The 21,082-nt window shown below is 54.1% G+C and carries 18 protein-coding genes; 5 read left to right on the top strand and 13 right to left on the bottom strand.

The features are described 5' to 3' along the window. Positions 1 to 14 precede the first annotated feature (14 nt). Entirely contained in the window at positions 15 to 1,343 is a 1,329-nt protein-coding gene (locus WCT94_RS09670) for an MmgE/PrpD family protein (RefSeq protein ID WP_336869324.1), read from the bottom strand. Between the two features lie 109 nt (positions 1,344 to 1,452). Further along, entirely contained in the window at positions 1,453 to 2,436 is a 984-nt protein-coding gene (locus WCT94_RS09665) for a helix-turn-helix transcriptional regulator (protein ID WP_336869322.1), read from the bottom strand. Positions 2,437 to 2,860: 424 nt separating this feature from the next. Between WCT94_RS09665 and WCT94_RS09660 the strand changes: the two genes are divergently transcribed. Next, complete coding sequence (locus WCT94_RS09660) at positions 2,861 to 5,167, top strand: TonB-dependent siderophore receptor (RefSeq protein WP_336869321.1); 2,307 nt, start codon at positions 2,861 to 2,863, stop codon at positions 5,165 to 5,167. Between the two features lie 146 nt (positions 5,168 to 5,313). Here WCT94_RS09660 and WCT94_RS09655 read toward each other — a convergent pair whose 3' ends face one another. Next, on the bottom strand, positions 5,314 to 5,625 hold the full coding sequence (locus WCT94_RS09655) for an ArsR/SmtB family transcription factor (RefSeq protein WP_336869320.1): 312 nt from the start codon (positions 5,623 to 5,625) through the stop codon (positions 5,314 to 5,316). Positions 5,626 to 5,884: 259 nt separating this feature from the next. Between WCT94_RS09655 and WCT94_RS09650 the strand changes: the two genes are divergently transcribed. Next, a complete protein-coding gene (locus tag WCT94_RS09650) occupies positions 5,885 to 7,285 on the top strand; it encodes an RtcB family protein (RefSeq protein ID WP_336869319.1) in 1,401 nt (466 codons plus the stop codon). A gap of 142 nt (positions 7,286 to 7,427) precedes the next feature. On the opposite strand, the gene WCT94_RS09645 is transcribed toward WCT94_RS09650, so the two are convergent. Further along, entirely contained in the window at positions 7,428 to 7,934 is a 507-nt protein-coding gene (locus WCT94_RS09645; RefSeq protein WP_336869317.1) for a DUF3060 domain-containing protein, read from the bottom strand. A gap of 444 nt (positions 7,935 to 8,378) precedes the next feature. Between WCT94_RS09645 and acnB the strand changes: the two genes are divergently transcribed. Together acnB and yacL are read left to right on the top strand one after the other, a co-directional pair. Then, positions 8,379 to 10,976: a bifunctional aconitate hydratase 2/2-methylisocitrate dehydratase gene (gene acnB, locus WCT94_RS09640; protein WP_180785367.1), complete on the top strand. Its 2,598-nt coding sequence runs from the start codon at positions 8,379 to 8,381 to the stop codon at positions 10,974 to 10,976. Between the two features lie 224 nt (positions 10,977 to 11,200). Further along, positions 11,201 to 11,560, top strand: a complete 360-nt coding sequence (gene yacL / locus WCT94_RS09635; protein WP_015841688.1) for a protein YacL — start codon at positions 11,201 to 11,203, stop codon at positions 11,558 to 11,560. Between the two features lie 100 nt (positions 11,561 to 11,660). Here yacL and fsa read toward each other — a convergent pair whose 3' ends face one another. The 4 genes from fsa to WCT94_RS09615 are packed head-to-tail and all read right to left on the bottom strand — an operon-like array spanning position 11,661 to position 14,406. Beyond that, entirely contained in the window at positions 11,661 to 12,326 is a 666-nt protein-coding gene (gene fsa, locus WCT94_RS09630; RefSeq protein ID WP_180785403.1) for a fructose-6-phosphate aldolase, read from the bottom strand. 51 nt (positions 12,327 to 12,377) lie between these two features. Next, positions 12,378 to 13,637 carry a PTS ascorbate transporter subunit IIC gene (locus tag WCT94_RS09625; protein ID WP_010300423.1) on the bottom strand — a complete coding sequence of 420 codons (1,260 nt, stop codon included), beginning with the start codon at positions 13,635 to 13,637 and terminating at the stop codon, positions 12,378 to 12,380. 14 nt (positions 13,638 to 13,651) lie between these two features. Then, positions 13,652 to 13,939 carry a PTS sugar transporter subunit IIB gene (locus WCT94_RS09620; RefSeq protein ID WP_336869313.1) on the bottom strand — a complete coding sequence of 96 codons (288 nt, stop codon included), beginning with the start codon at positions 13,937 to 13,939 and terminating at the stop codon, positions 13,652 to 13,654. Positions 13,940 to 13,962: 23 nt separating this feature from the next. Then, a complete protein-coding gene (locus WCT94_RS09615; RefSeq protein ID WP_015841684.1) occupies positions 13,963 to 14,406 on the bottom strand; it encodes a PTS sugar transporter subunit IIA in 444 nt (147 codons plus the stop codon). A gap of 320 nt (positions 14,407 to 14,726) precedes the next feature. Between WCT94_RS09615 and WCT94_RS09610 the strand changes: the two genes are divergently transcribed. Next, on the top strand, positions 14,727 to 15,917 hold the full coding sequence (locus WCT94_RS09610; protein WP_336869312.1) for a LacI family DNA-binding transcriptional regulator: 1,191 nt from the start codon (positions 14,727 to 14,729) through the stop codon (positions 15,915 to 15,917). A 45-nt stretch (positions 15,918 to 15,962) separates the two neighbouring features. Here the strand turns inward: WCT94_RS09610 and WCT94_RS09605 are convergent, their stop codons facing one another. The 5 genes from WCT94_RS09605 to WCT94_RS09585 form a co-directional block, all read right to left on the bottom strand. Beyond that, entirely contained in the window at positions 15,963 to 16,652 is a 690-nt protein-coding gene (locus WCT94_RS09605) for an SDR family NAD(P)-dependent oxidoreductase (protein WP_336869310.1), read from the bottom strand. A 208-nt stretch (positions 16,653 to 16,860) separates the two neighbouring features. After that, positions 16,861 to 17,328, bottom strand: coding sequence for a YhcH/YjgK/YiaL family protein (locus tag WCT94_RS09600; RefSeq protein WP_180785371.1), 468 nt, complete (start codon positions 17,326 to 17,328; stop codon positions 16,861 to 16,863). Positions 17,329 to 17,390: 62 nt separating this feature from the next. Beyond that, complete coding sequence (locus WCT94_RS09595; RefSeq protein ID WP_336869308.1) at positions 17,391 to 18,578, bottom strand: sialidase family protein; 1,188 nt, start codon at positions 18,576 to 18,578, stop codon at positions 17,391 to 17,393. A 3-nt stretch (positions 18,579 to 18,581) separates the two neighbouring features. After that, positions 18,582 to 19,997, bottom strand: a complete 1,416-nt coding sequence (locus WCT94_RS09590) for a sodium:solute symporter family protein (RefSeq protein ID WP_336869306.1) — start codon at positions 19,995 to 19,997, stop codon at positions 18,582 to 18,584. A gap of 37 nt (positions 19,998 to 20,034) precedes the next feature. Next, the gene (locus WCT94_RS09585) at positions 20,035 to 20,919 is read right to left on the bottom strand and encodes a dihydrodipicolinate synthase family protein (RefSeq protein WP_336869304.1); all 885 of its coding nucleotides are present in this window, start codon (positions 20,917 to 20,919) and stop codon (positions 20,035 to 20,037) included. Positions 20,920 to 21,082: the final 163 nt, after the last annotated feature.

Below are 21,082 nucleotides of genomic sequence, written 5' to 3'. Positions count from 1 at the left end.
AAAACAGCATCTTGTTAAAACAACAGCCCGAGCAAATAGCGTAAATCGCCGTCATGCCGTAATGCGCAGCGGTCGGCGATCGGTTCGCTGTCGAGATGCGCCAGCGAACCGATCGTTTGCCGCAGCTTGGCACGGAGATCGGTGGGGCGTGCCGAGGTTTCCTGACGAGTCGTGCGCTGTACTAACGTGTTGCCGTTACGCAAGTGCAGCGTAACTTCATGAAAACGTGCTTCCGGGTCAAGCTCATCGGGTGGGGCGGTTTCATCGGCGCGGCGTACGACGCGCTTTGCCAGCGCGGAGATCGTGGTTTCAACCGGTGCTTCCGAGAAATGTGCCAGCTTCAGCTCCCCTTCAATCAGCGCCGCCGCAATCACATATTCCAGACTGAACCGTGCCTCTACGCCGTTTTTCGCGTAACGGATAAACGGTGCAACATCGCCACCCGGCGGGAATGTCACCGTGATCTGTTCGATGGCAGCGGCCAGATCGGCATCCGCACCATTCTGCTGATGCCACTGTTCCCGCAGGGCAAAAGCCGCTTCGGCAGCGCTGTGGGTGCCGCCACAGGTTGGGTAGCGCTTGAACTCCAGGCCGGGAGAAAGCATACGCCACGGTGCACCCCAGTTTTCAACCAGCAGCTCCGGCTGCTGTTTTTGATCGCCGTGCGCGGCAAGAAAGGCGTCAATCACCTGCTGTGTGTTGCCCTCAAAACCTGCTAAGCCCAGCTTGAGGGCGGTTAGCCCCGCTCTGGCGGAAAGCCCGGCATGTAGCGGTTTGACCGCTGAACCAAACTGCGCCCGCAGCCCTGCGGCCTGTGTGGCAGCCAGACCAAGAATGGTCTGCGTCTGTTCCACCGACGCGCCAGCCAGACGTGCTGCGGCAGCGGCGGCGGCGATAGCGCCGAGTGTGGCGGTGTTGTGGTAGCCGAGGCTGTAATGACGCGGGCCGCATGCCAGCCCGATTCTGCCTGCCGCTTCCACGCCGATCACATACGCCGCCAAAAACGCTTCTTCCGTTACGGATGAATCCTCTGCGGCAAGGGCAAATAGCGCAGGCAGGATGACGGTGCTGGGGTGTCCACGAAACGCCGGATGGTAATCGTCAAAGTCCAGTACGTGACCGGAATAGCCCAGAATCAGACTACGCGTCAGGCTGTCCGTGCCGCTGAACACCTGCTTTAATGGCGCGAGCCCGCTATCGGCAATGGCCCCCTGTGCAATTGGGAGCGCGGTGGAGATGAAGTCAGTCACCCCGTCACGGGCGGCATCAATCGCTTCCCGATTGGGTTCGCTATGGATGATGTGGTGGGCAAGCGCTGCGGTGATATCAGTCTGATTGGTCATGGGTTGTCATGTGTGCTGGCAGAAAAACATTAATTTACTGCGCATCGCTGAAGAGCGATTAATAACCAAACGGAATAATAAATTCCATTTGGTTATTAGTGATTCGGAATCAGAAGCGGTCTTTTAGCTGCCCCGGTGTAATACCGAATGCACGGCGCAGGGCGGTGGCAAAGTTGGCGGGGCTGTTGTAACCGGCGATGCTGGCCGCTTGCGCAATACCGATGCCGTCTTTTTGCAAGGCCAGCATGGCGCGCTGTAAGCGGCAGTTACGCAGGTACTCAAACACGCTCATATTGAACGTCTGACGAAAATGGCGCTGTAGCGTACTTTCACTCATGTTGACGCTTTTGGCTATCTCACTCATCGAAAGCTGATCGGCGCTGCCGCTTTCCAGCATATCTCTGATCTGTTGAATGCGATGGTAGCCGCGCAGGGTCACACCGCTGCTTTTCTCCTGCGCTACGCTGGCGGTCAATGACGTAAAAGCCTCGATAATCAGGCCCATACACTGCGTTTCCAGATACAGGCGCTGGAGCGGCGTTTGGCAAGGTTCAGCGTCCAGCGTCTGTAAGGCAATCGCCAGCGCCTGCCGGGACGGCGTCCACAGGTGTGTCGCCAGATGGGTCTGCGTGAAATCGTGGATAGCCTGCCAGTCGCCAACGGTGTCCATCATATTGCCGTACAGCCATTCCCTGTCGAACGTCAGCGTAATCGTTCGCTCATATTCATCACGCTTGCCGATGCGGGTGAACATCGTCGGCTCCGTCAGCGAAATCAGCGAAGCAGGCTGGCTCTCTCCCAGGTGCAGTTCCTGATGGTCAAATGAGATATGCGCATTGCCGCTCACCACAATGGCGAGCTTGATGGCGTCATCCAGCAAGTTTTGGGTTTTCATGTTGTGGCGATTAATCACATCTGCGGTATGCAGAATCAGGTGCGGATTAAGCTGCACGACACTGAACGACCCAAATAGCACCGGCGTGTTATCGATCAGCCGGGGGCCGATAAAACGGTAATTGTTCGCGACCAAGCTGGATTGCTGAACGATGTGATCTTTATAGATCGGCTTTGATGACTGTGTGAAGCTGCGCACGTGATTACCTACCTGATTAAACCCTTCGACCTGCGCCTTCCATTTTGATGCTTTGGCAAAACATTTTGCTGCTAGAGCAAACCCCGTCCTGAATGACAAATGTAACAATGACCGCGTCAAAATGGTAATGCAAATACTTCTCAATAGCATTTTTCGTTGGAAACGTCACATTGTACGATAAATGCATTTTCCATTTCCGGCAATGCGGAGAAAAGGGCTGATTGATTACACACAGCATTTCATAACAACACGCCGTGATGCCCGTTGGCATGACGCTCTCTCCCGATAACCGCCACGTCTGCGCGTTTTATCTCCGCCGTTATTCAGCGTTTTTGCTGATTGTCGTTAGGTGTCGCTGTACCGGCTGCGATGTTGCTCCTTTTTCAGGCTACTTATTCATTTCTTACAGGGCAGGATAATTTTGATGAAACTACCACAATCGCGTCGTTATCTTGCGACGCTCATTGGCGTTAGCTGCGGGATGACATCGTTTCTGAGCGCTGCGCAGACCTCGACCACTCCTTCGACAGAACCCGCTCCTCAGGTGCAGAATCAGGCTGAAAGTAAAGCATCGGGCGATACGATGGTGGTGACGGCCGCAGAGCAAACCCGTCAGGCGCCGGGCGTGTCGGTGATTACGGCTGAGGATATCAGCAAGCGTCCGCCCGCTAACGACCTGTCAGATCTGATTCGCACCATGCCGGGCGTCAATCTGTCCGGTAACTCAACCAGCGGCCAGCGCGGTAACAACCGTCAGATCGATATCCGCGGTATGGGGCCGGAAAACACGTTAATTCTGGTGGATGGCAAGCCAGTATCGAGCCGTACCGCGGTGCGTTACGGCTGGCGCGGTGAACGTGATACCCGCGGTGACACCAACTGGGTGCCAGCCGATATGGTCGAGCGCATTGAAGTGCTACGCGGTCCGGCGGCGGCGCGCTATGGTAATGGTGCAGCGGGCGGTGTGGTTAACATCATTACCAAACAGCCGAGTCAGGAATGGCATGGTACCTGGAACACCTACCTGAACGCGCCGGAACATAGCTCGGAAGGCGCGACCAAGCGTACCGACTTTAGCCTGATGGGCGGCCTGACCGACAGTCTGAGTTTCCGTCTGTACGGCAACCTGAATAAAACTCAGGCTGATGCACGCGATATTAACGAAGGGCATCAGTCCGCGCGGGCGGGTAATCAGTCAGCTTCACTGCCTTCCGGACGCGAAGGGGTGCGTAATAAAGATATCAACGGTCTGTTGCGCTGGGATATGACCAAGCAACAGTCGCTGGAGTTTGAAGCGGGTTCCAGCCGTCAGGGCAACATCTATGCGGGTGATTCGCAAAATACCAACACGAATCCGCTTGTTGTTAGCAATTACGGTAAGGAAACCAACCGTATGTACCGCCAGAATTTTGCGGTAACGCATCGCGGCTACTGGGACAGCGGCGTCAGCTCTACGTCGTATCTGCAATACGAGCGTACGCACAATACCCGTATCCTTGAGGGGCTGTCTGGCGGTTTAGAAGGAATTTTTGATACCAATATTCCGAATCAATATGGCACGATAAAACTGGATAACTTCACCGCGCACAACGAAGTGAATATTCCGCTGAATCTCTGGGTCGAGCAGGTACTCACGTTCGGGGTTGAGTGGAACGAGCAGAAGATGACAGATCCGGTTTCGAACACGCAGACGACGACCGAAGGTGGTAGCGTGGGGTCGTTGAGCAGCAGTGGACGCAGTGAGAAATCCGCCGCTCGTCTGGCTTCCGCCTTTGTGGAAGATAACGTCCAATTGACGGACAGTACCATGCTGACGCCGGCGCTGCGCGTCGATCATCACAGCACGGCGGGCACTAACTGGAGCCCGTCGCTCAACCTGTCGCAGGAATTAGGTGACGACTACACGCTGAAGCTGGGTATCGCCCGTGCTTACAAAGCGCCGAACTTGTACCAGACTAACGAGAATTACCTGCTCTATAGCCGTGGGCAGGGCTGTTCGGGCGGCACGTCTTGCTACCTGATCGGTAATGAAGACCTGAAAGCGGAAACCAGCCTGAACAAAGAAATCGGTCTGGAGTTTCACCGTGATGGGTTGATCGCTGGCATCACCTACTTCCATAACGATTACCGTAACAAGATTGAAGCAGGCAACAATGTCATCGGTAAAGCGGTGGGCGGGAGTGATTCAAGATATGCCAACGCCAATATCTTCCAGTGGGGCAATGTACCGAAAGCCGTCATTCAGGGGTTGGAAGGTAACCTGACCGTTCCTGTCACGGAGACCATCAATTGGCGTAACAACCTGACCTGGATGCTGGAGTCGAAGAATAAAACCACGGGTGATTATTTGTCGATTACGCCGGAGTTTACCCTGAACTCATCCGTAGACTGGCAGGCGACAGAGAACCTCTCCTTCCTGGCCGATGTGACCTGGTATGGTCGCCAGAAGCCGAAGAAGTATAACTACAAAGGTGAGCGTGTAACGGGTAGCGCGACCAATGAGTTAAGCCCTTATGCGCTGTTCGGGTTAAGCAGTACCTATACGTTTAATAAGAACCTGAGCGTGACGGGTGGTGTCGAGAACCTGTTTGATAAACGTCTGTTCCGTGCCGGTAATGCGCAGGATGTGGTGAACACGACCAATAATTCCGTTACTATTGCGGGGGCGGGTGCGGCAACCTATAACGAACCGGGACGGACTTTCTTTGTTAACGTGAAGACGTCGTTCTAAGTTTTATATCCGTCATACTGAATCGCGAACGCCACGGTGCCATTGTACCGTGGCGTTTTTTATGGCGTGCCATCCCTGGTCGTCACCCTGCGGGCCGTTGCTGCGCAACGTTAAAAATTTCTCCCAGAAATTTTTTATTGCCGCTATCAGGGACAGAAAATGGTTTTTAAGGTGGCGACGATCGTTTCTACATTCTGATTTTCGATGCGGTAGTACAGCGTTTGTGATTCGCGTCGATAGCTAATCAATCCTTCTTCACGCATTTTCGCCAGATGCTGTGAGAGGGCGGACTGGCTGAGCGGGATATGTTCAAGCAGCGCACCCACCGACATTTCACCGTGTTCGATAAGCAGGCAAAGCACCAGCAACCTGTTCTCGTTGCCAATCGCGCGCAGCAGCGCCGCGGCTTTTTTCGCACCGTCCTGCATGAATTCCCGATCCGAATTGCTCAACGTCATGTTCATACCGTCCTGCGTGACTGGCTAATTTAGAGATGACTAATGTATTGAGTTTACCATACTCTCGGCCTTGAGCGCGGATAATGACGGCGCTCAACAACGCTGCGGACGGTGCTGCCGCGCTATGCCGTGACGGTTTACAATAGCGGCATTCCTCCCTAGAATAACGCGACATCCTTTCCTGAATCTGCTGCTGCAGGAAAAACAACCTTCTCCTCGAAACGGGAGGAGCGCTTTTTTGTTTTTTCCAGGTAGCACCATGTCTACATTTACTCGCTTACAAAAACGTTTATCCCGTTTGGGGATAGACACCGATTACCAACATTCTATTTATCATCTTCGCAGGCAGCATGCAGAAGCGCAGGTTCTGTTGCCGGAAACATTGCCGCTGGAAGAAAAGGCGGTTCAGCAACTGCTGGATTTCGCCTCGGTACACCTACCAGGCAGCGATGCGCACGTCTGCGCCGCTCGCGCGACGCCGGATTTCCACCCCGGCACGCTTGCGCCCGTCGGCAGCATTGTTGCCACTACGGATAACTTTGTTATCCCTGCGGCGATTGGGACCGATATCAACTGCGGGATGCGCTTGCTGACGACGGGTGTACATCATACTGATGCTGACGCACATAAACCGGCGCTGATTCAGGCGCTCAAAAATACGCTACTGCTGGATCAGCGTGATGTCCCTGTAACGCCGGATTCGTTTTCCGCGCTCTTTGACGAAGGACTCTCGGCATGGCTTGCGGCGCTGCCCTTGCAGGGGCTCTGGCAGGAAGTAGACTTCCGACGCTTGTCGGCAGAATTCGGCTCCATTGCCGGAACTGATGCGGTTCGTGCTGCTAGTCGGCATGCGCCAGAACCGTTTTTTGCACCGCGCGAGATTCTGCGACCTTCCAGTCTGGGTACGGTTGGGTCGGGTAACCATTTCGTCGAGCTGCAAATTGTTGATGCGGTTTTGGATCGGCATGCGGCGTATCAGGCTGGCGTACAGGAAGGCGAAGTCGTCATTATGATTCATACCGGTTCACGGGACGTGGGCTTTTATGTCGGCCAGCGTGGGATCGATAAAGCGCGAGCCTGCTGGCCTGCGGGAGAAAAATACCCGGCGTCCGGCCTATTTGGTCTGGTTGATGAGCAGGCGACGGACTATATGGAAGCGATGGGCGTTGCTGCCCGCTATGCGTGGATCAACCGGATCGTGCTGACTGAACTGATTCGCTCTTCCTGGAAGCAGGTGTTTACGCGGGATACCAGCAAGCTGGTGGTCGATCTGTCGCATAACATTATTCTGCCGGAGCACGGAATGAATCTGCATCGTAAAGGGGCGACCCCCGCCAAAGCCGGAGAGTTCGCGCTGATTCCCGGCTCAATGGGGGACTACTCTTATCTCGTCACTGGGAAGGGGAACCCTGATTGGCTGTGGTCGTGTTCACACGGCGCAGGGCGTGCCGAACGTCGGCAAAGTATGCGCAATAAGATCGATACGGCCAAACAGGCAGAGACGGTGCCCTGGCAATGCATCACGCTGAAGGATGAGCGCCTGCGGGAAGAGGCGCCGGCGGCTTATAAGCCGGTTACGCCCGTGATTGATATTCAGACGCAGTCAGGGCTGATTCAACCTGTGGCACGGCTGCGCCCGTGGCTGACGTTTAAGGCATGATGTGACCCGCTCTGGCGCGAATTGATTCGATATTCTTTGTACTAAAATGACGACCCAATCGGCGAGTTGTCGATTGGGCCGTGTGTTCTTTGTTGCCGGAATCCGTTCGTCAGGTATCTTTCAGAGGAATAAACGCAGCAAATTAGGGCTTTTGCTTGATGACGTTATTAGCACCGCTAGAAGAGAGTTTCGGTTCTGTTCCTCCCCATGAGAGGCGGTTGCTGATGCCATTGAAGGAAACAACGGCGGGGCCTTTAAAATCCAGATCGAGATGATGTTCCGTACCCGTTACATTCACCTTTGCGGGTTTATCCTCGGCGAAGATGTGCGTGCGGATGGTGTTTTTATACGCGGCGACGGTCAGATCACCCGTCGATTGACCTATGGCGGCAATCTCTGAACCGGTCACGGTAAGCGATGTTGCGGTATCGAACGTGATGTTGTGCTCAGAACCAGCGACGGAAATATTGGCACATTTGCCCGTCAGTACGATGTTGTTACCGTTGCCTGAAATATTGACATTATTGCCATTACAAGGAATATCGCGCGTTAAACCGATACCCTCCAGCTCGATAGGGGCGGCATAGACGGATGCGGTGAACGCGAAAGCAGAGACGAAAACCATTGGCAGATACCGTGTTATCTTCATGGCGTTTTTTCCTGTTATCAAAGAGGTCATCCGGCATCGTTGCCGTAAAGGCACCTATCATCTGTTAACGTTTTTCCCGACTCTATTGCGAACATTCTGATTATCGCTATGCCATCAAACGATGATTAATCACGCTATGTTGTTAAAAGCCTACCTATTATGTGGTTAACTCAGCATAGTTAGTGTGTGCCGTCAGGGACATGCTATTCTGCTGATGTCGGCATTTTTCAGCGATAATGAAATTGGGCACATAGCATAGTTGAATAAAAATTAATGTTGCTATTATGTGAACGAATTAACAATCAATTCAAATCCTGATATGCTGACGAGGCTGGACCGGACACTCTACTACCTTACATCCACACGCTGACACCCAGGCATGGACACCACAATTGGGAACAAGAGCGCCGGCATAATGAAGACAATGAGAGCGAGGAGAACGTCGTGCTAGAAGAATATCGTAAGCACGTAGCCGAGCGGGCTGCGCAGGGGATTGTTCCTAAACCGTTAGATGCCACGCAGATGGCCGCGCTGGTTGAGTCACTCAAGAATCCCCCGGCAGGCGAAGAAGAAGCATTGCTTGATCTGCTGATTAATCGCGTCCCTCCCGGTGTTGATGAAGCCGCCTATGTGAAGGCCGGTTTTTTGGCTGCCGTCGCTAAAGGCGAAGCCACTTCCCCCTTGGTTAGCCAGGAAAAAGCGGTTGAGCTGCTGGGTACCATGCAGGGTGGGTATAACATCCATCCGCTGATTGATGCGTTAGACAACGACAAACTGGCACCGATTGCCGCCGAAGCGCTGTCTCATACGCTGCTGATGTTTGATAACTTCTACGATGTGGAAGAAAAAGCGAAAGCAGGCAATGCGCACGCCAAGAAAGTGATTCAATCCTGGGCTGATGCCGAGTGGTTCCTGTCCCGCCCGAAACTGGCGGAAAAAATTACCGTTACCGTTTTTAAAGTCACCGGTGAAACCAACACGGATGACCTGTCTCCGGCGCCTGATGCCTGGTCACGCCCTGACATCCCGCTGCACGCGCTGGCGATGCTGAAAAACGCCCGTGAAGGTATCGATCCCGATCAGCCTGGTGCTGTGGGCCCGATCAAACAGATCGAAGAACTGAACAAGAAAGGCTTCCCGCTGGCTTACGTCGGCGACGTTGTCGGTACAGGCTCATCGCGTAAATCGGCAACCAACTCCGTGCTGTGGTTCATGGGCGAAGATATCCCTTACGTTCCGAACAAACGCGGTGGTGGTGTGGTGCTGGGCGGCAAGATCGCCCCGATCTTCTTCAACACGATGGAAGATGCCGGTGCGCTGCCGATCGAAGTGGATGTGAACGATCTGAATATGGGCGATGTGATCGACATTTACCCGTATGAAGGCGAAGTACGCCGCCACGACACCAATGAAGTGCTGGCGACGTTTGCGCTGAAGACCGATGTATTGCTGGATGAAGTGCGTGCCGGTGGTCGTATTCCACTGATTATCGGCCGCGGGCTGACGTCCAAAGCGCGTGAGTCACTGGGCTTGCCGCACAGCGATGTGTTCCGTATTTCCAAAGCGGTTGAAGCCAGCAAGAAAGGCTTCTCGCTGGCGCAGAAAATGGTGGGCCGTGCCTGTGGCGTCGCGGGCATTCGCCCTGACGAATACTGCGAACCGAAGATGACCTCTGTAGGTTCACAGGATACTACCGGGCCGATGACCCGTGATGAGCTGAAAGATCTGGCCTGTCTGGGCTTCTCCGCCGATCTGGTGATGCAGTCATTCTGTCACACCGCGGCCTATCCGAAGCCAGTTGATGTGACCACGCACCACACGCTGCCTGATTTCATCATGAACCGTGGTGGCGTCTCACTGCGTCCGGGCGATGGGGTTATCCACTCCTGGCTGAACCGTATGCTGCTGCCGGATACCGTTGGTACGGGCGGTGACTCCCATACTCGTTTCCCAATCGGTATTTCTTTCCCTGCGGGCTCCGGTCTGGTGGCGTTTGCTGCCGCGACGGGCGTGATGCCGCTGGATATGCCGGAATCCGTTCTGGTACGTTTCAAAGGCAAAATGCAGCCGGGCATTACTCTGCGCGATCTGGTTCACGCCATCCCGCTGTATGCCATCAAGCAAGGTCTGCTGACCGTTGAGAAGAAAGGTAAGAAGAACATCTTCTCCGGTCGTATTCTGGAAATCGAAGGTCTGCCGGATCTGAAAGTCGAGCAGGCGTTTGAACTGACCGACGCCTCGGCGGAACGTTCTGCGGCTGGCTGTACGATCAAGCTGGATAAAGCGCCGATCATCGAGTATCTGAACTCCAACATCGTGCTGCTGAAGTGGATGATCTCCGAAGGCTACGGCGATCGCCGTACGCTGGAGCGTCGTATTCAGGGCATGGAAAAATGGTTGGCCGATCCACAACTGCTGGAAGCGGATGCCGATGCCGAGTACGCCGCGGTGATCGACATCGATCTGGCTGATATCAAAGAGCCGATCCTGTGTGCGCCGAACGATCCAGACGATGCGCGCTGGTTGTCTGATGTGCAGGGCGAGAAGATTGATGAAGTCTTCATCGGTTCCTGTATGACCAACATCGGGCACTTCCGTGCGGCAGGTAAACTGCTGGATAGCCACAAAGGCCAGCTGCCGACCCGCCTGTGGGTTGCGCCGCCGACCAAGATGGATGCGGCACAGCTGACCGAAGAAGGTTACTACAGCGTGTTTGGTAAGAGCGGAGCACGTATCGAGATCCCTGGCTGCTCGCTGTGTATGGGTAACCAGGCGCGGGTAGCGGATGGTGCGACGGTCGTTTCTACCTCGACGCGTAACTTCCCGAACCGTTTGGGCACCGGTGCCAACGTGTATCTGGCGTCTGCTGAGCTGGCTGCGGTCGCTTCTCTGCTGGGTCGCCTGCCGACGTCAGAAGAGTACCAGACCTACATGTCGCAGGTGGATAAAACCGCGCAGGACACCTATCGCTATCTGAATTTTGACCAGTTAGGTCAATATACCGAGAAAGCCGATGGCGTGATCTTCCAGACGACTGTCTAACTCGCTATAGTTCGCATCTCTACACCGAAGGAGGCCTTGTGCCTCCTTTTTTTCTGCCTGTTTTCATACTTCACGTTGTCTGTTCGCTGGCCATTGGCTGCGGGTATTGTGCATCTGCAATATCAATGGTGCATCTGCAACATCAAAGGTGAAGGTGCGTCACGACGGTAGGGCGCATAGGCGACTAAACTGAACAGAAGAAACATCACAGTGAGGATGGCATCATGGACTATGAATTTTTGCGGGATGTGACGGGCCAGGTCATCGTTCGTATGTCGATGGGACATGAAGCGATCGGGCACTGGTTCAATGAAGAAGTAAAAGGCCAGCTAACGGTATTGACTGATGTTGAAGAAGCGGCGCGCTCTGTTGCGGGCAGTGAGCGGCAGTGGCGGCGCGTAGGTCATGAATATACGCTGTCGCTGGATGAAGAAGAAGTGATGGTGCAGGCAAATCAGCTGTCTTTTACCACGGATGAGCTGGAAGAAGGCATGAGTTATTACGACGAAGAGAGCCTGTCTTTATGCGGTCTGGATGATTTTCTGACGCTGGTGGAAAAGTACCGCGAGTTCGTCCTGCATTGATGCTTTTTGGCAACACGACCGCATTTGGCAATGCGATCGTGTTGAGAACACGGTTATGTTGGACACACCACCCGACAGGCGGGTGATGTTTTGCCATCAGTCAGCCGAGATCGGCATGACCGAAACGTGCCTGCCAGTCATGATCGAACCGGTTAAGGGCATCGTCAACCGCGGGGTCTTGCAGGAACAGCTCGGCGACGGCAGGGTCAACGGTAATCGCCCGACACCCGGCCAGCAGACAGTCCAGAACCTGACGTGGCGTCCTAAAGCTGGCTGCCAGCACCTGAGTTTGCGGGCTGTGCAGGTTAATCAGGGTTTGCAGCTCTTTCACCAGCGCAATCCCATCGCCACCCTGTGCATCAATACGGTTGACGTAAGGCGCGATATAGCGAGCCCCCGCCAGCGCGGCATAAAACCCTTGCCCCGCACCGTAGACGGCGGTGCCGAGGGTGGGAACATCCAGCGCCGTTAATCGCTTAATTGCCACTAAACCTGCATGCGTCACTGGCACTTTGACGACCAGAGAAGGAATGACATCTCTGAGCTTCAGCGCTTCTTCCACCATCACGTCAGGATCGCGTGCCATCACCTGAGCAAACAGCTGTCCTTCCGTGCCGATAACGGCCTGCATCTCCCGCAGCACGGTATAAATATCGGCTTTTCCGCGTGCGACAATACTCGGGTTGGTGGTCACGCCTTTAATCGGTAACACGCCAGCAAGCCGTTCTACTGCGGCCACATCAGCCGTATCTAAATAGAATTCCATCATTGCCTCCGTAAACTAAAACTGGTGTCGGATGAGATTCATCATGCGGGCTTAGCGCACGATGATGCCCAGCAGAATCCCCACCGCGCCGAAATCGGAATCACTGAACGTGGTGTTTGCCAGTCCGATACTGCCCAATACTGGCAGCAGGAAAACAGGCAGGAAGGTAATCAGCAGCCCGTTGGCGAAAGAACCTAAAATCGCGCCGCGACGCCCACCGGTGGCGTTACCAAAGACCCCGGCCGCTGCGCCGACGAAGAAGTGCGGCACCACGCCAGGAATGATCACCGTCATACCCAACAGGTAGAGCAGCACCATACCGATCACCCCAGCCGCAAAGCTGCTCAGGAAACCGACCAGAACGGCATTCGGGGCATAGGGGAAGACAACGGGGCAATCTAATGCCGGTTTAGCATTGGGAACCAGTTTGTCAGAAATGCCTTTAAACGCAGGCACGATTTCCGCAATCACCATCCGCACGCCTTGCAGCACGATGTACACGCCGGCAGCAAAGGTAATGGATTGAATCAGCGAAAACATGAACCAGTTTTTCCCACCGGCGTTCATCGTTTTCACCGCTTCAGGGCCGGCAAACAGACAGGTGAAAATGAAGATGAAAAACATGGTAAAAGCGATGGCGACCGGCGTATCACGCAGGAACAGCAGGCTCTTCGGCACTTCCATGTCTTCGGTTGATTTCTCTTTATTGCCAAACTTGCTGCCGATAAACGCTGACAGCAGCTGTGATATCGCAGAGAAGTGACCAAAGGCGACGTCATCCGAGCCTGTGACTTTCTTCATATACGGGTGAATAATGGCAGGGAACAGCACCATCGATACCCCGACGACCAGCGACCCGACGGTAATCAGCAGCACGCCTTTCATTCCGGCGGTTGCCAGAATCACGGCAACCATCATCGACATAAACAGCGTGTGGTGTCCGGTCAGGAAGATGTATTTCCACGGCGTAAAGCGGGCGATGGCGATATTAATAACCATCGCAAAGAACATGATCATCGCCATCTCGGTGCCGAAGTTCTTCTGTGCTACCGCGACAATGGCTTCATTGTTCGGTACCACACCGGCGATACCAAACGCATGGTGGAAAATCTGGGCGAAATCGCCCAGTGAGGACACGATCAGGCTCGCGCCCGCCCCGAGGATCAGGAAACCCATCACGGTTTTCACGGTGCCTTTGATGCACTCCGTGGCAGGTTTCTTTTGTGCAATCAGGCCGATAAGAGCGATCAAACCGACCAGTATTGAGGGTTCAGACAGCACATCGCTCATTAAAAAACGGAAGAATTCCATTTTTGATCCTCCGCTTATAAGGCGCCAATTTCTGTCAGGGCGACCGACAGGCGTTCTTTCATCGCCACTTTGTCGATCATGTTATTCAGGGAAACGATCTTTCCCCCTACCGCCTGCGCGACGAGCTGATCGGCAATATCTTTGGTGCCGACAAAGATGTCGCTGTCCGTGCCTTTCGCTGAACCTAAATCCACGTGATCCACATCAGCAACCACGCCGAGTTCTTTCACGATGTTTTTAATGCTCATTTCCATCATCAGGCTGGTACCCAGGCCGTTACCGCATACGACTGTAATTTTCATAATGTGTGTCCCTCTGGTGGCAATTAATAACGAGAAATAACGGAAAGTACCTGTTCGATATCCGTCGCGCGGAGTAACGCGGCGACGTCATCAGGCGTGTCGAACAACTGAGCGAGCTGTGAAATAATATCGATGTGGCTATTGCTGTCCGTGGCGGCCAGAACAATCAGCAAATGCACGGGGTCGTTACCGTCAGAATGGAAAACTACGCCATCACGAATCAGCGTCAGGCTGACGGCGAGTTGATTCACGCCGTCTTCCGGACGGGCATGCGGCATAGCAATCCCAGGGCCGACGACATAGTAAGGACCGATGGCCTCATGAGAGCGATAGATCGCCTCAATATAGGTAGGTTCAATCGAGCCGTTATCCAGTAAAGGCTTACAGGACAAAGCGATAGCGTGACGCCAATCATCACAGGCAGGTAAAATCTGAACAACGTCTGGTGTTAGTAAAGTGTTAAGCATTAGAGTCACCTCTGTATCATTCTGAGCGCAGGATAGTGTGCTGATTGCGAAAATAATGTGATTAACATCTAAAAAGATAGCGCTAACTGATATGCGTATCATTAACTGTGACCGGCTTAGCACAAGCGGGGCCTTTATTTGTCCACCCGAACCGGCACAGGCACACTATCAACGGTGATGACGGGGCGTGAATGACGCAGTAAGGAAATCGGGGTCGTTCGCACGTTGCCCTGCGTCACGCTAGCCTGAAGGCAATAGAAGTCACCGGCTGTTATCGCGACCGTGCGATGAAAAAAATGACGAATGGAGAGGAAGTGAGCATGCGTAAGCGTCGTAGTACCGGTAAGGTTACGCTACAGGATGTCGCCGACTACGCGGGCGTCGGGACGATGACGGTATCGCGCGTGATGCGCAAACCCGATCTGGTCTCTGAGAAGTTACGCAGCAAAGTGGAACTGGCCGCCAGAACATTGGGCTATGAACCCAATCAAGAAGCCAGCCAGCTTACCGAGAGTACGAGTCGCGTCACGCTACAGGACATTGCGAACCATGCTGGTGTCGGCGCGATGACGGTGTCCCGCGCATTGAGGGAGCCAGGACTGGTCTCCGATGCCACACAGAAGAAAATCAATGATGCGATAAAAACGCTGGGCTATGTACCGAACCAGGCCGCAGGCGCGTTGGCGTCAGCCTATCAGCCCGCTATTGCGGTGCTTTATCCTTTTCAGCAAGATCGCGCCAGCGTGCGTTTTGTGCAGGCGCTGCAACAGGCAGTTGGCAAGCATAACGTTTCGTTAATCATGGGCTGCCATGAATATCGCCAGCATACCGAAGCGGGAATGGTGGAAAAACTCTTGCAGCAGCGTCCTGCCGCACTGGTGTTATTCAGTGCGCAACTCTCACAACGTACTCAGGACATCATACAGGCCAGCAACGTCATTACGGTGAATGTGTCCGGCGCAGCCGCGCTGAGTGCAAACATCAATATTGATATCGCCCTTGCCGAAGCGGCGGAACAACTGACGAGGTCTTTGCTGGAAAAGGGGTATCGTCATGTGGCTTATATCGGCGCGCATACGGATAACCGTTTGCAAAAACAGCAGTTGAACGGCTGGAATAAAGCCATGCTGGCGCATTATCACAATGCGGATTTGAAAATTACGATCCCGGAAGCTCCCAGCCTACAGTTTGGCCGCTATGCGATGACGGAGCTGCTACAAAACCAGCCGGAACTGGATGCGATTATCTGTAGCCATGAAGAAATTGCGTTGGGCGCGCTCTTTGAATGCCAACGCCGTCTGATGAAAGTTCCTTACGATCTGGCGATTGCCTGTCTGGATGGTTCTGAACAATGCGAACACGCGTTTCCCGCGCTGACCGCGATGCGGCTTGATTATGAAAAGCTGGGCGCGGAGGTCGGGCGTCTGGTGCTTGCCATGATGGACAACGACGAGCATCCACCGGTAGTGGAAAAAGTGAAGTTTATCTTTGAACCCCGCGCCAGCAGCTAACTAAACCGGCCTGCGGGGCCGGTTGAGCAAGGAAATCACGATGAATTACAGCGAGGCACCGCCGCACATCACCAACTGCTGGCCGGTAATGGCTGCGGCAGATGGGGAGAGCAGGTAACCCACCAGATCGGCCACTTCTTGCGGCCGAATGAAACGCCCAATCGGTGGCAGCTTCGGCGGAGAACTCTGGCGGCCCGGCATCGTCAGCATCGGCGTTTCTGTGGCACCCGGTGCGACAATGTTTACCGTAATGCCGCGCGGAGCCAGTTCCGCTGCCCAGCTTCTTGCCATGCCGATCATCGCGGATTTTGTCGTGACGTACTGGCTGCGCCCCGCGGAGCCGCTGGATGTACGGCTGCCCAGCAGCACAATTCTTCCACCTTGCGGCAGCTTATCAACCAGACGATCGGCGAGCACCTGCGCCGCGTTGATATGCAATCGCCATAGCATTTCACCATCTTCCAGCGAAAGCTGACCGAGCGGGGCGGCCTTCATGATACCAGCGGCATGGATGACGGCATCAACCTGCGCAATCTCGTCCAGAATGGCCGTCAGCGCGGATGTATCCATGATATCCACCGCACGGTGGGTAAAGTGTGGATGTGAATAATCACCCGGCTTGCGCGACAGGCCGGTTACCCGCCAGCCTTCCGCCAGTAATTTTTGTGCGATGGCGGCACCGATCCCTGAGCTGCTACCGGTAATCAGGGCGTGTTTGGGGGCTGTCGCTGACATGAGATGTGTCTCCTTAATGCATCCCCGTCATACTTCAAGCTGCATGTGCGTTGGCTTCTCTTGCTTACCCCAGTCACTTACTTGAGTAAGCTCCTGAGGATTCGCGCGGTTGCCGCGTTACAAGGCCCATACATGTGCCTCGCCCTAAAGGGCCAACGTTAACGTTTTGTCCTGCAACTCGAATTATTTAGGGGATAACCATTCTTAATTACAATAACGTGACGGGGATTTTAAACACGGCTTTTTTGACCGGAGCAGGGCTGTCGTTAATCGCACACAGCGCCTGATGGGCTTCGCCCGGATAAAACGTGACGAAGTCGCCTGCCCGCAGATGGATCTGATGTGGCACCTGTGGGTTATCCAGAATATAAAGATCCGGTTTACGCTCGGTCGCGGGCTGACCATGCACATCATTCAGACCGTAGCCGATAATCTCCTCACCTTCCAGAATCAACTGAATATCGAGATAGTTGCTGTGAAATTCGGTATGTCGCGTGGCGCGCGGTGCGGTGTTCACGGTGCCGATGTTGTAGAACCATTCGGCCCCTTCCGGCTGATAGCGGCCTTCGGGCAGCGCATTCAGTTCAGCTAACGACATGCCGGGTGCGGATAGAATGGTCCATAGCGCTTCAGGCAGCGTAGCGAGTTTGAGGGTGTTGAGGTTTCCTGCAATCATTATAGTGTCCTGAAGGTAGCGGGGGAGCGCCCCCCGCTGACAAAGAGAAAAAGTAGCGTGGTTTAGTTCGCTTTGACCCACTCCTCACTCACCACGACGTGCTTGATCGCCTGACGGAAGTAGGTGAACGCTACGTGCAGCTTACCGTCCTGCGCCTGCTTGACGCTGGGGTAAGAGAACTCGCGGTTCAGCTTCTCCGTGGAGTTATTGGTCATGCAGTAGCCGTCACCCACTTCGATATTGCGCTGCCACGGCCAGCTTTTACCGCCGTCTTCCGAAATGGCGAGCGTCATCGGCGCGCGTGGAGCACCCCAGAAGGCGCTACGGCTGCCAGCTTGGACTTCCGGCATTTTGGCATTGCTGGCTTTGTCTTCTTCATCCTCGATTTCATCGTACAGCGACAGACGACGCTCGGTGGCATCGGCGGCGCTCATGTGGTTGAACACCAGCGCCAGATGGCCATTCTCCAGCGTGGTCACCTGAATGGACGAGTTGTTGTTTGGCAAATCGGTCGGCACAGGATCTGACCAGGTTTTACCGCCATCTGTTGAACGACTTTGGTAGATGAAATCCGCCCAGCGGCTGCGGTACAGCGCCAGCAGCGTGCCGTCCTTCAGCGGGGTGATATTCATATGCACGCAGCCCGTGCTGTTTGGCACCGGATATTCCTGCCAGGTCTTGCCCTGGTCACTGGAGATTTTCACGGCGCTGTCATCATCGTTGCCGACCCACTTCTCACCTGGCTGAACGCGGCAGTAGAACACCGGCAGCAGCCAGTCACCGTTTGCCAGCACGGTGATAGGCTGGCGGATGAACGTTCCCGGCTGATCGAGCAGCGTGCCAATCTCGCCCCAGGTTGCGCCCAAATCCGTAGACTGGCGGTAGCGCACAATGGCGGTGTCCTGATTACCGGATTTCTGCGCGGTATACAGCAGCCACAGGACGTTATCCGGCGCGAGGAACAGAACCGGGTTCTGTTCGGAACGCGTGGCATCTTCAGACAGCTTAACGGCTTTAGTCCAGCTATCGCTGCCTTTCACCAGGCGGGACATATAGATAGAGATATCCGCAATCCCTTCCTGTGTACCACCAAACCAGACGCACAGCACATCGCCGTTCGGCAGATGGAGCAGGTTGGCCGCATGATTCTGCGGGCATTCCGATGGAATGTAGGCATCCAGACGCGCGGCATCGCCTTCTGCGTGATGAACTTTTCCGCTACGTTCCACGGTAATGGTTTCGCTACTCATGACTCAGGCTCCTGATTTATTTTCAGTTTGAGAAACTTTAATTTTGTGTGCTTTGTTCGGAATCATACGGTCGATCAGCATGACGATCGCTGGCGTGGCCAACGCGACGTACATGTTATCGATGCCGTACGGGTTACCGAGAATGTACCAGACGGACGTGACGACGCAGGCTGATATCAGGCTGGCGTTGGCTCCTCTCGTGCTGTTAAAGAACGGCAAATAGAAGGCAATAATGGCGACCACCGAGATAGAAAGGCGGATTGCACGGGTAAAGAATGACAGTTTCAGGACTTCAGGGACCAGTAAAACAAAGACCAGCGGCAGGAATCCGATGATGAGTGAGAATACTCGTGTCATCTTCATCTCTTTTTCCGGTGTTGGGTTGTAATACGGAACATAAAAGTCTTTAACAATCAGTGAGGCAATCGCCAGTGCGACGGTACTCACACTGATAAATATGGACGCGACCAGTGATGTAGTAACCAGGCCAGCAACCCAAGGATTCATATCCTGGAGGAAGATTGGCATGGCGTACAGGCTATTGATTTCAGGGTGAGCAAACTTCGCTGCAACACCGATAATCGCGATAGCCAGTGCAATCGGCATACAGAAGAGGAAGGCGACCCAGGTTGCACGTTTTGCTGACGTTGCATCTTTGGTTGCAGAAATGGCCTGAATAACGAACTGGGTACAGAAGATAGAACCGATAGTCCCGATCAACCAGGCGAAGATGGTGCTGGCACCGATTTTACCGTCCCACGTCCAGTAGTAATCCGGCATTTGTTCGATCATTGGCTTAAAGCCGCCGGTCATTTTCAATGCAACGTACAGAATAATCATCACACCAACGTACTTCACGGCGCTGTGGATCAACGTGACATAAGCCACGCCTTTTAAACCGCCAAAATAGAAGTAGAAGGTACTCACAATCGCGGTGATCAGCGCGGCAACTGGCAGGGAGATGTGCAGTACGGTGGAGATTGCTGCAGCACCGCTGACGTAGTTGCCCACGTTTACCAGCAACAGCGCATAGATCATGATGATCGAAATGATGTTCTTGGTGCTGGTGCCGTACTTCTCGGCGATAGCGCCAGAGATGGTGACCTTTCCTGTATTGTAGATTTTTTTAACCAAAATCATCCCGAACAGCAGGAAGCCGATAGCGGCACCAATGACTGACCAAGAGGCGGCGATGCCGTTCTCAAAGGCAGACTGTGCCGTACCGACCGTCGATTTGGCGCCGATGAATTCGGTCATCAGCAGGATACCGACGATAAACGCCGGTAGCGCGCGTGACCCTTCCATGAACTCGGTACTTGATTTACTGCGTAATTTGAGCGTTAACCATGAGGTGAATGCGATATAAAACACAATCATCCCAATGATGATGAGGGTATCGGTAAAGTTAAAATGGTTCATATCTTCTCGGCCTTAAATGGAAATTGATATTTCTCTGTTACTGCGAGAATTGACTAAGTATGCTGCGGATGTTGTCTTCATCCTGTGCGGAAAACTGGATCGGATAGCGACTGACGCCGACATCTTCACCCATGATTGCCAGCGCTTTTTTCACCACGGCGGGTGAGAACGCGATGGCGTACAGTGTCTTACGCAATTCGGCAACCTGTTCTTGTGCCTGACGAGAGCCTTCAATGTCGCCCGCGTTGAAGCGGTGCCAGATCTGGCTGATCGGTTCCGGTGCCACGTTAGCCAGCCCGGAAATACAGGCGGAGCAGCCGTCAACAAAGCCCTGGTGAATGAGCGAGTCTGGGCCATTCAATACGTTAAAGCCCTGTACGCCTTTCACCGCTTGCACATAACCGCTCAGGCTTTCATAGCTGCCTGCGCTGTCTTTGATGCCGATGATGTTCGGGTGATCCGCCAGCGTGCGGACGGTTTCCGGCGCCAGCGTATTCCCCGTGCGTGCAGGAATGTTGTAGAGAAACACCGGCACAGTCAGCGCATCGGCGACGGCGGTGTAGTGGGCGATCAGTTCTTCCTGTTTGAGTGGGATGAAATACGGGGTGATGACCGAAACGGCATCAACACCCAGTGCGGCAATGCGCTTGCCGAGCTTGATAGTTTCCCGCGTGGATATTTCACCGATGTGGCCGACAACCGGCACTTTTCCGGCGACTTCATCAACGCAGGTTTCAGTAACGGCGACTTTTTCATCGGTGTGCAGTACGAAAAACTCACCGTTGGTGCCGTTACAAAAAATACCGTTGCCGTAGCGCATCTGGCGCTGCACCTGAAGGCGCATGGCTGCGGGGTTAAATTCGCCCTGGTTATCAAACGGCGTGACGATGGCGGTCAGGACGCCGGTAATGTTTTTACTCATTGTTCTTCCTCGTGACACGTAATCAAAAAGATGAAAACTTAAAATCGTTCTATTCAAAACCGCGCTGTTTAAAGCCTAATGCTGTTCACTTAAGCCCGTTTTTAGGGGAAACACAGTGGGAGGTTCCCGCAGGGACGCCTCACCTCTGTGGTCGCCCCGTGTA

Origin of the sequence: Pectobacterium sp. 1950-15, assembly GCF_037136835.1 — a bacterium.
Lineage (GTDB): Bacteria > Pseudomonadota > Gammaproteobacteria > Enterobacterales > Enterobacteriaceae > Pectobacterium.
Note: the sequence above shows the minus strand (reverse complement) of the source record. Positions and strands in the feature narration are given on the sequence as shown.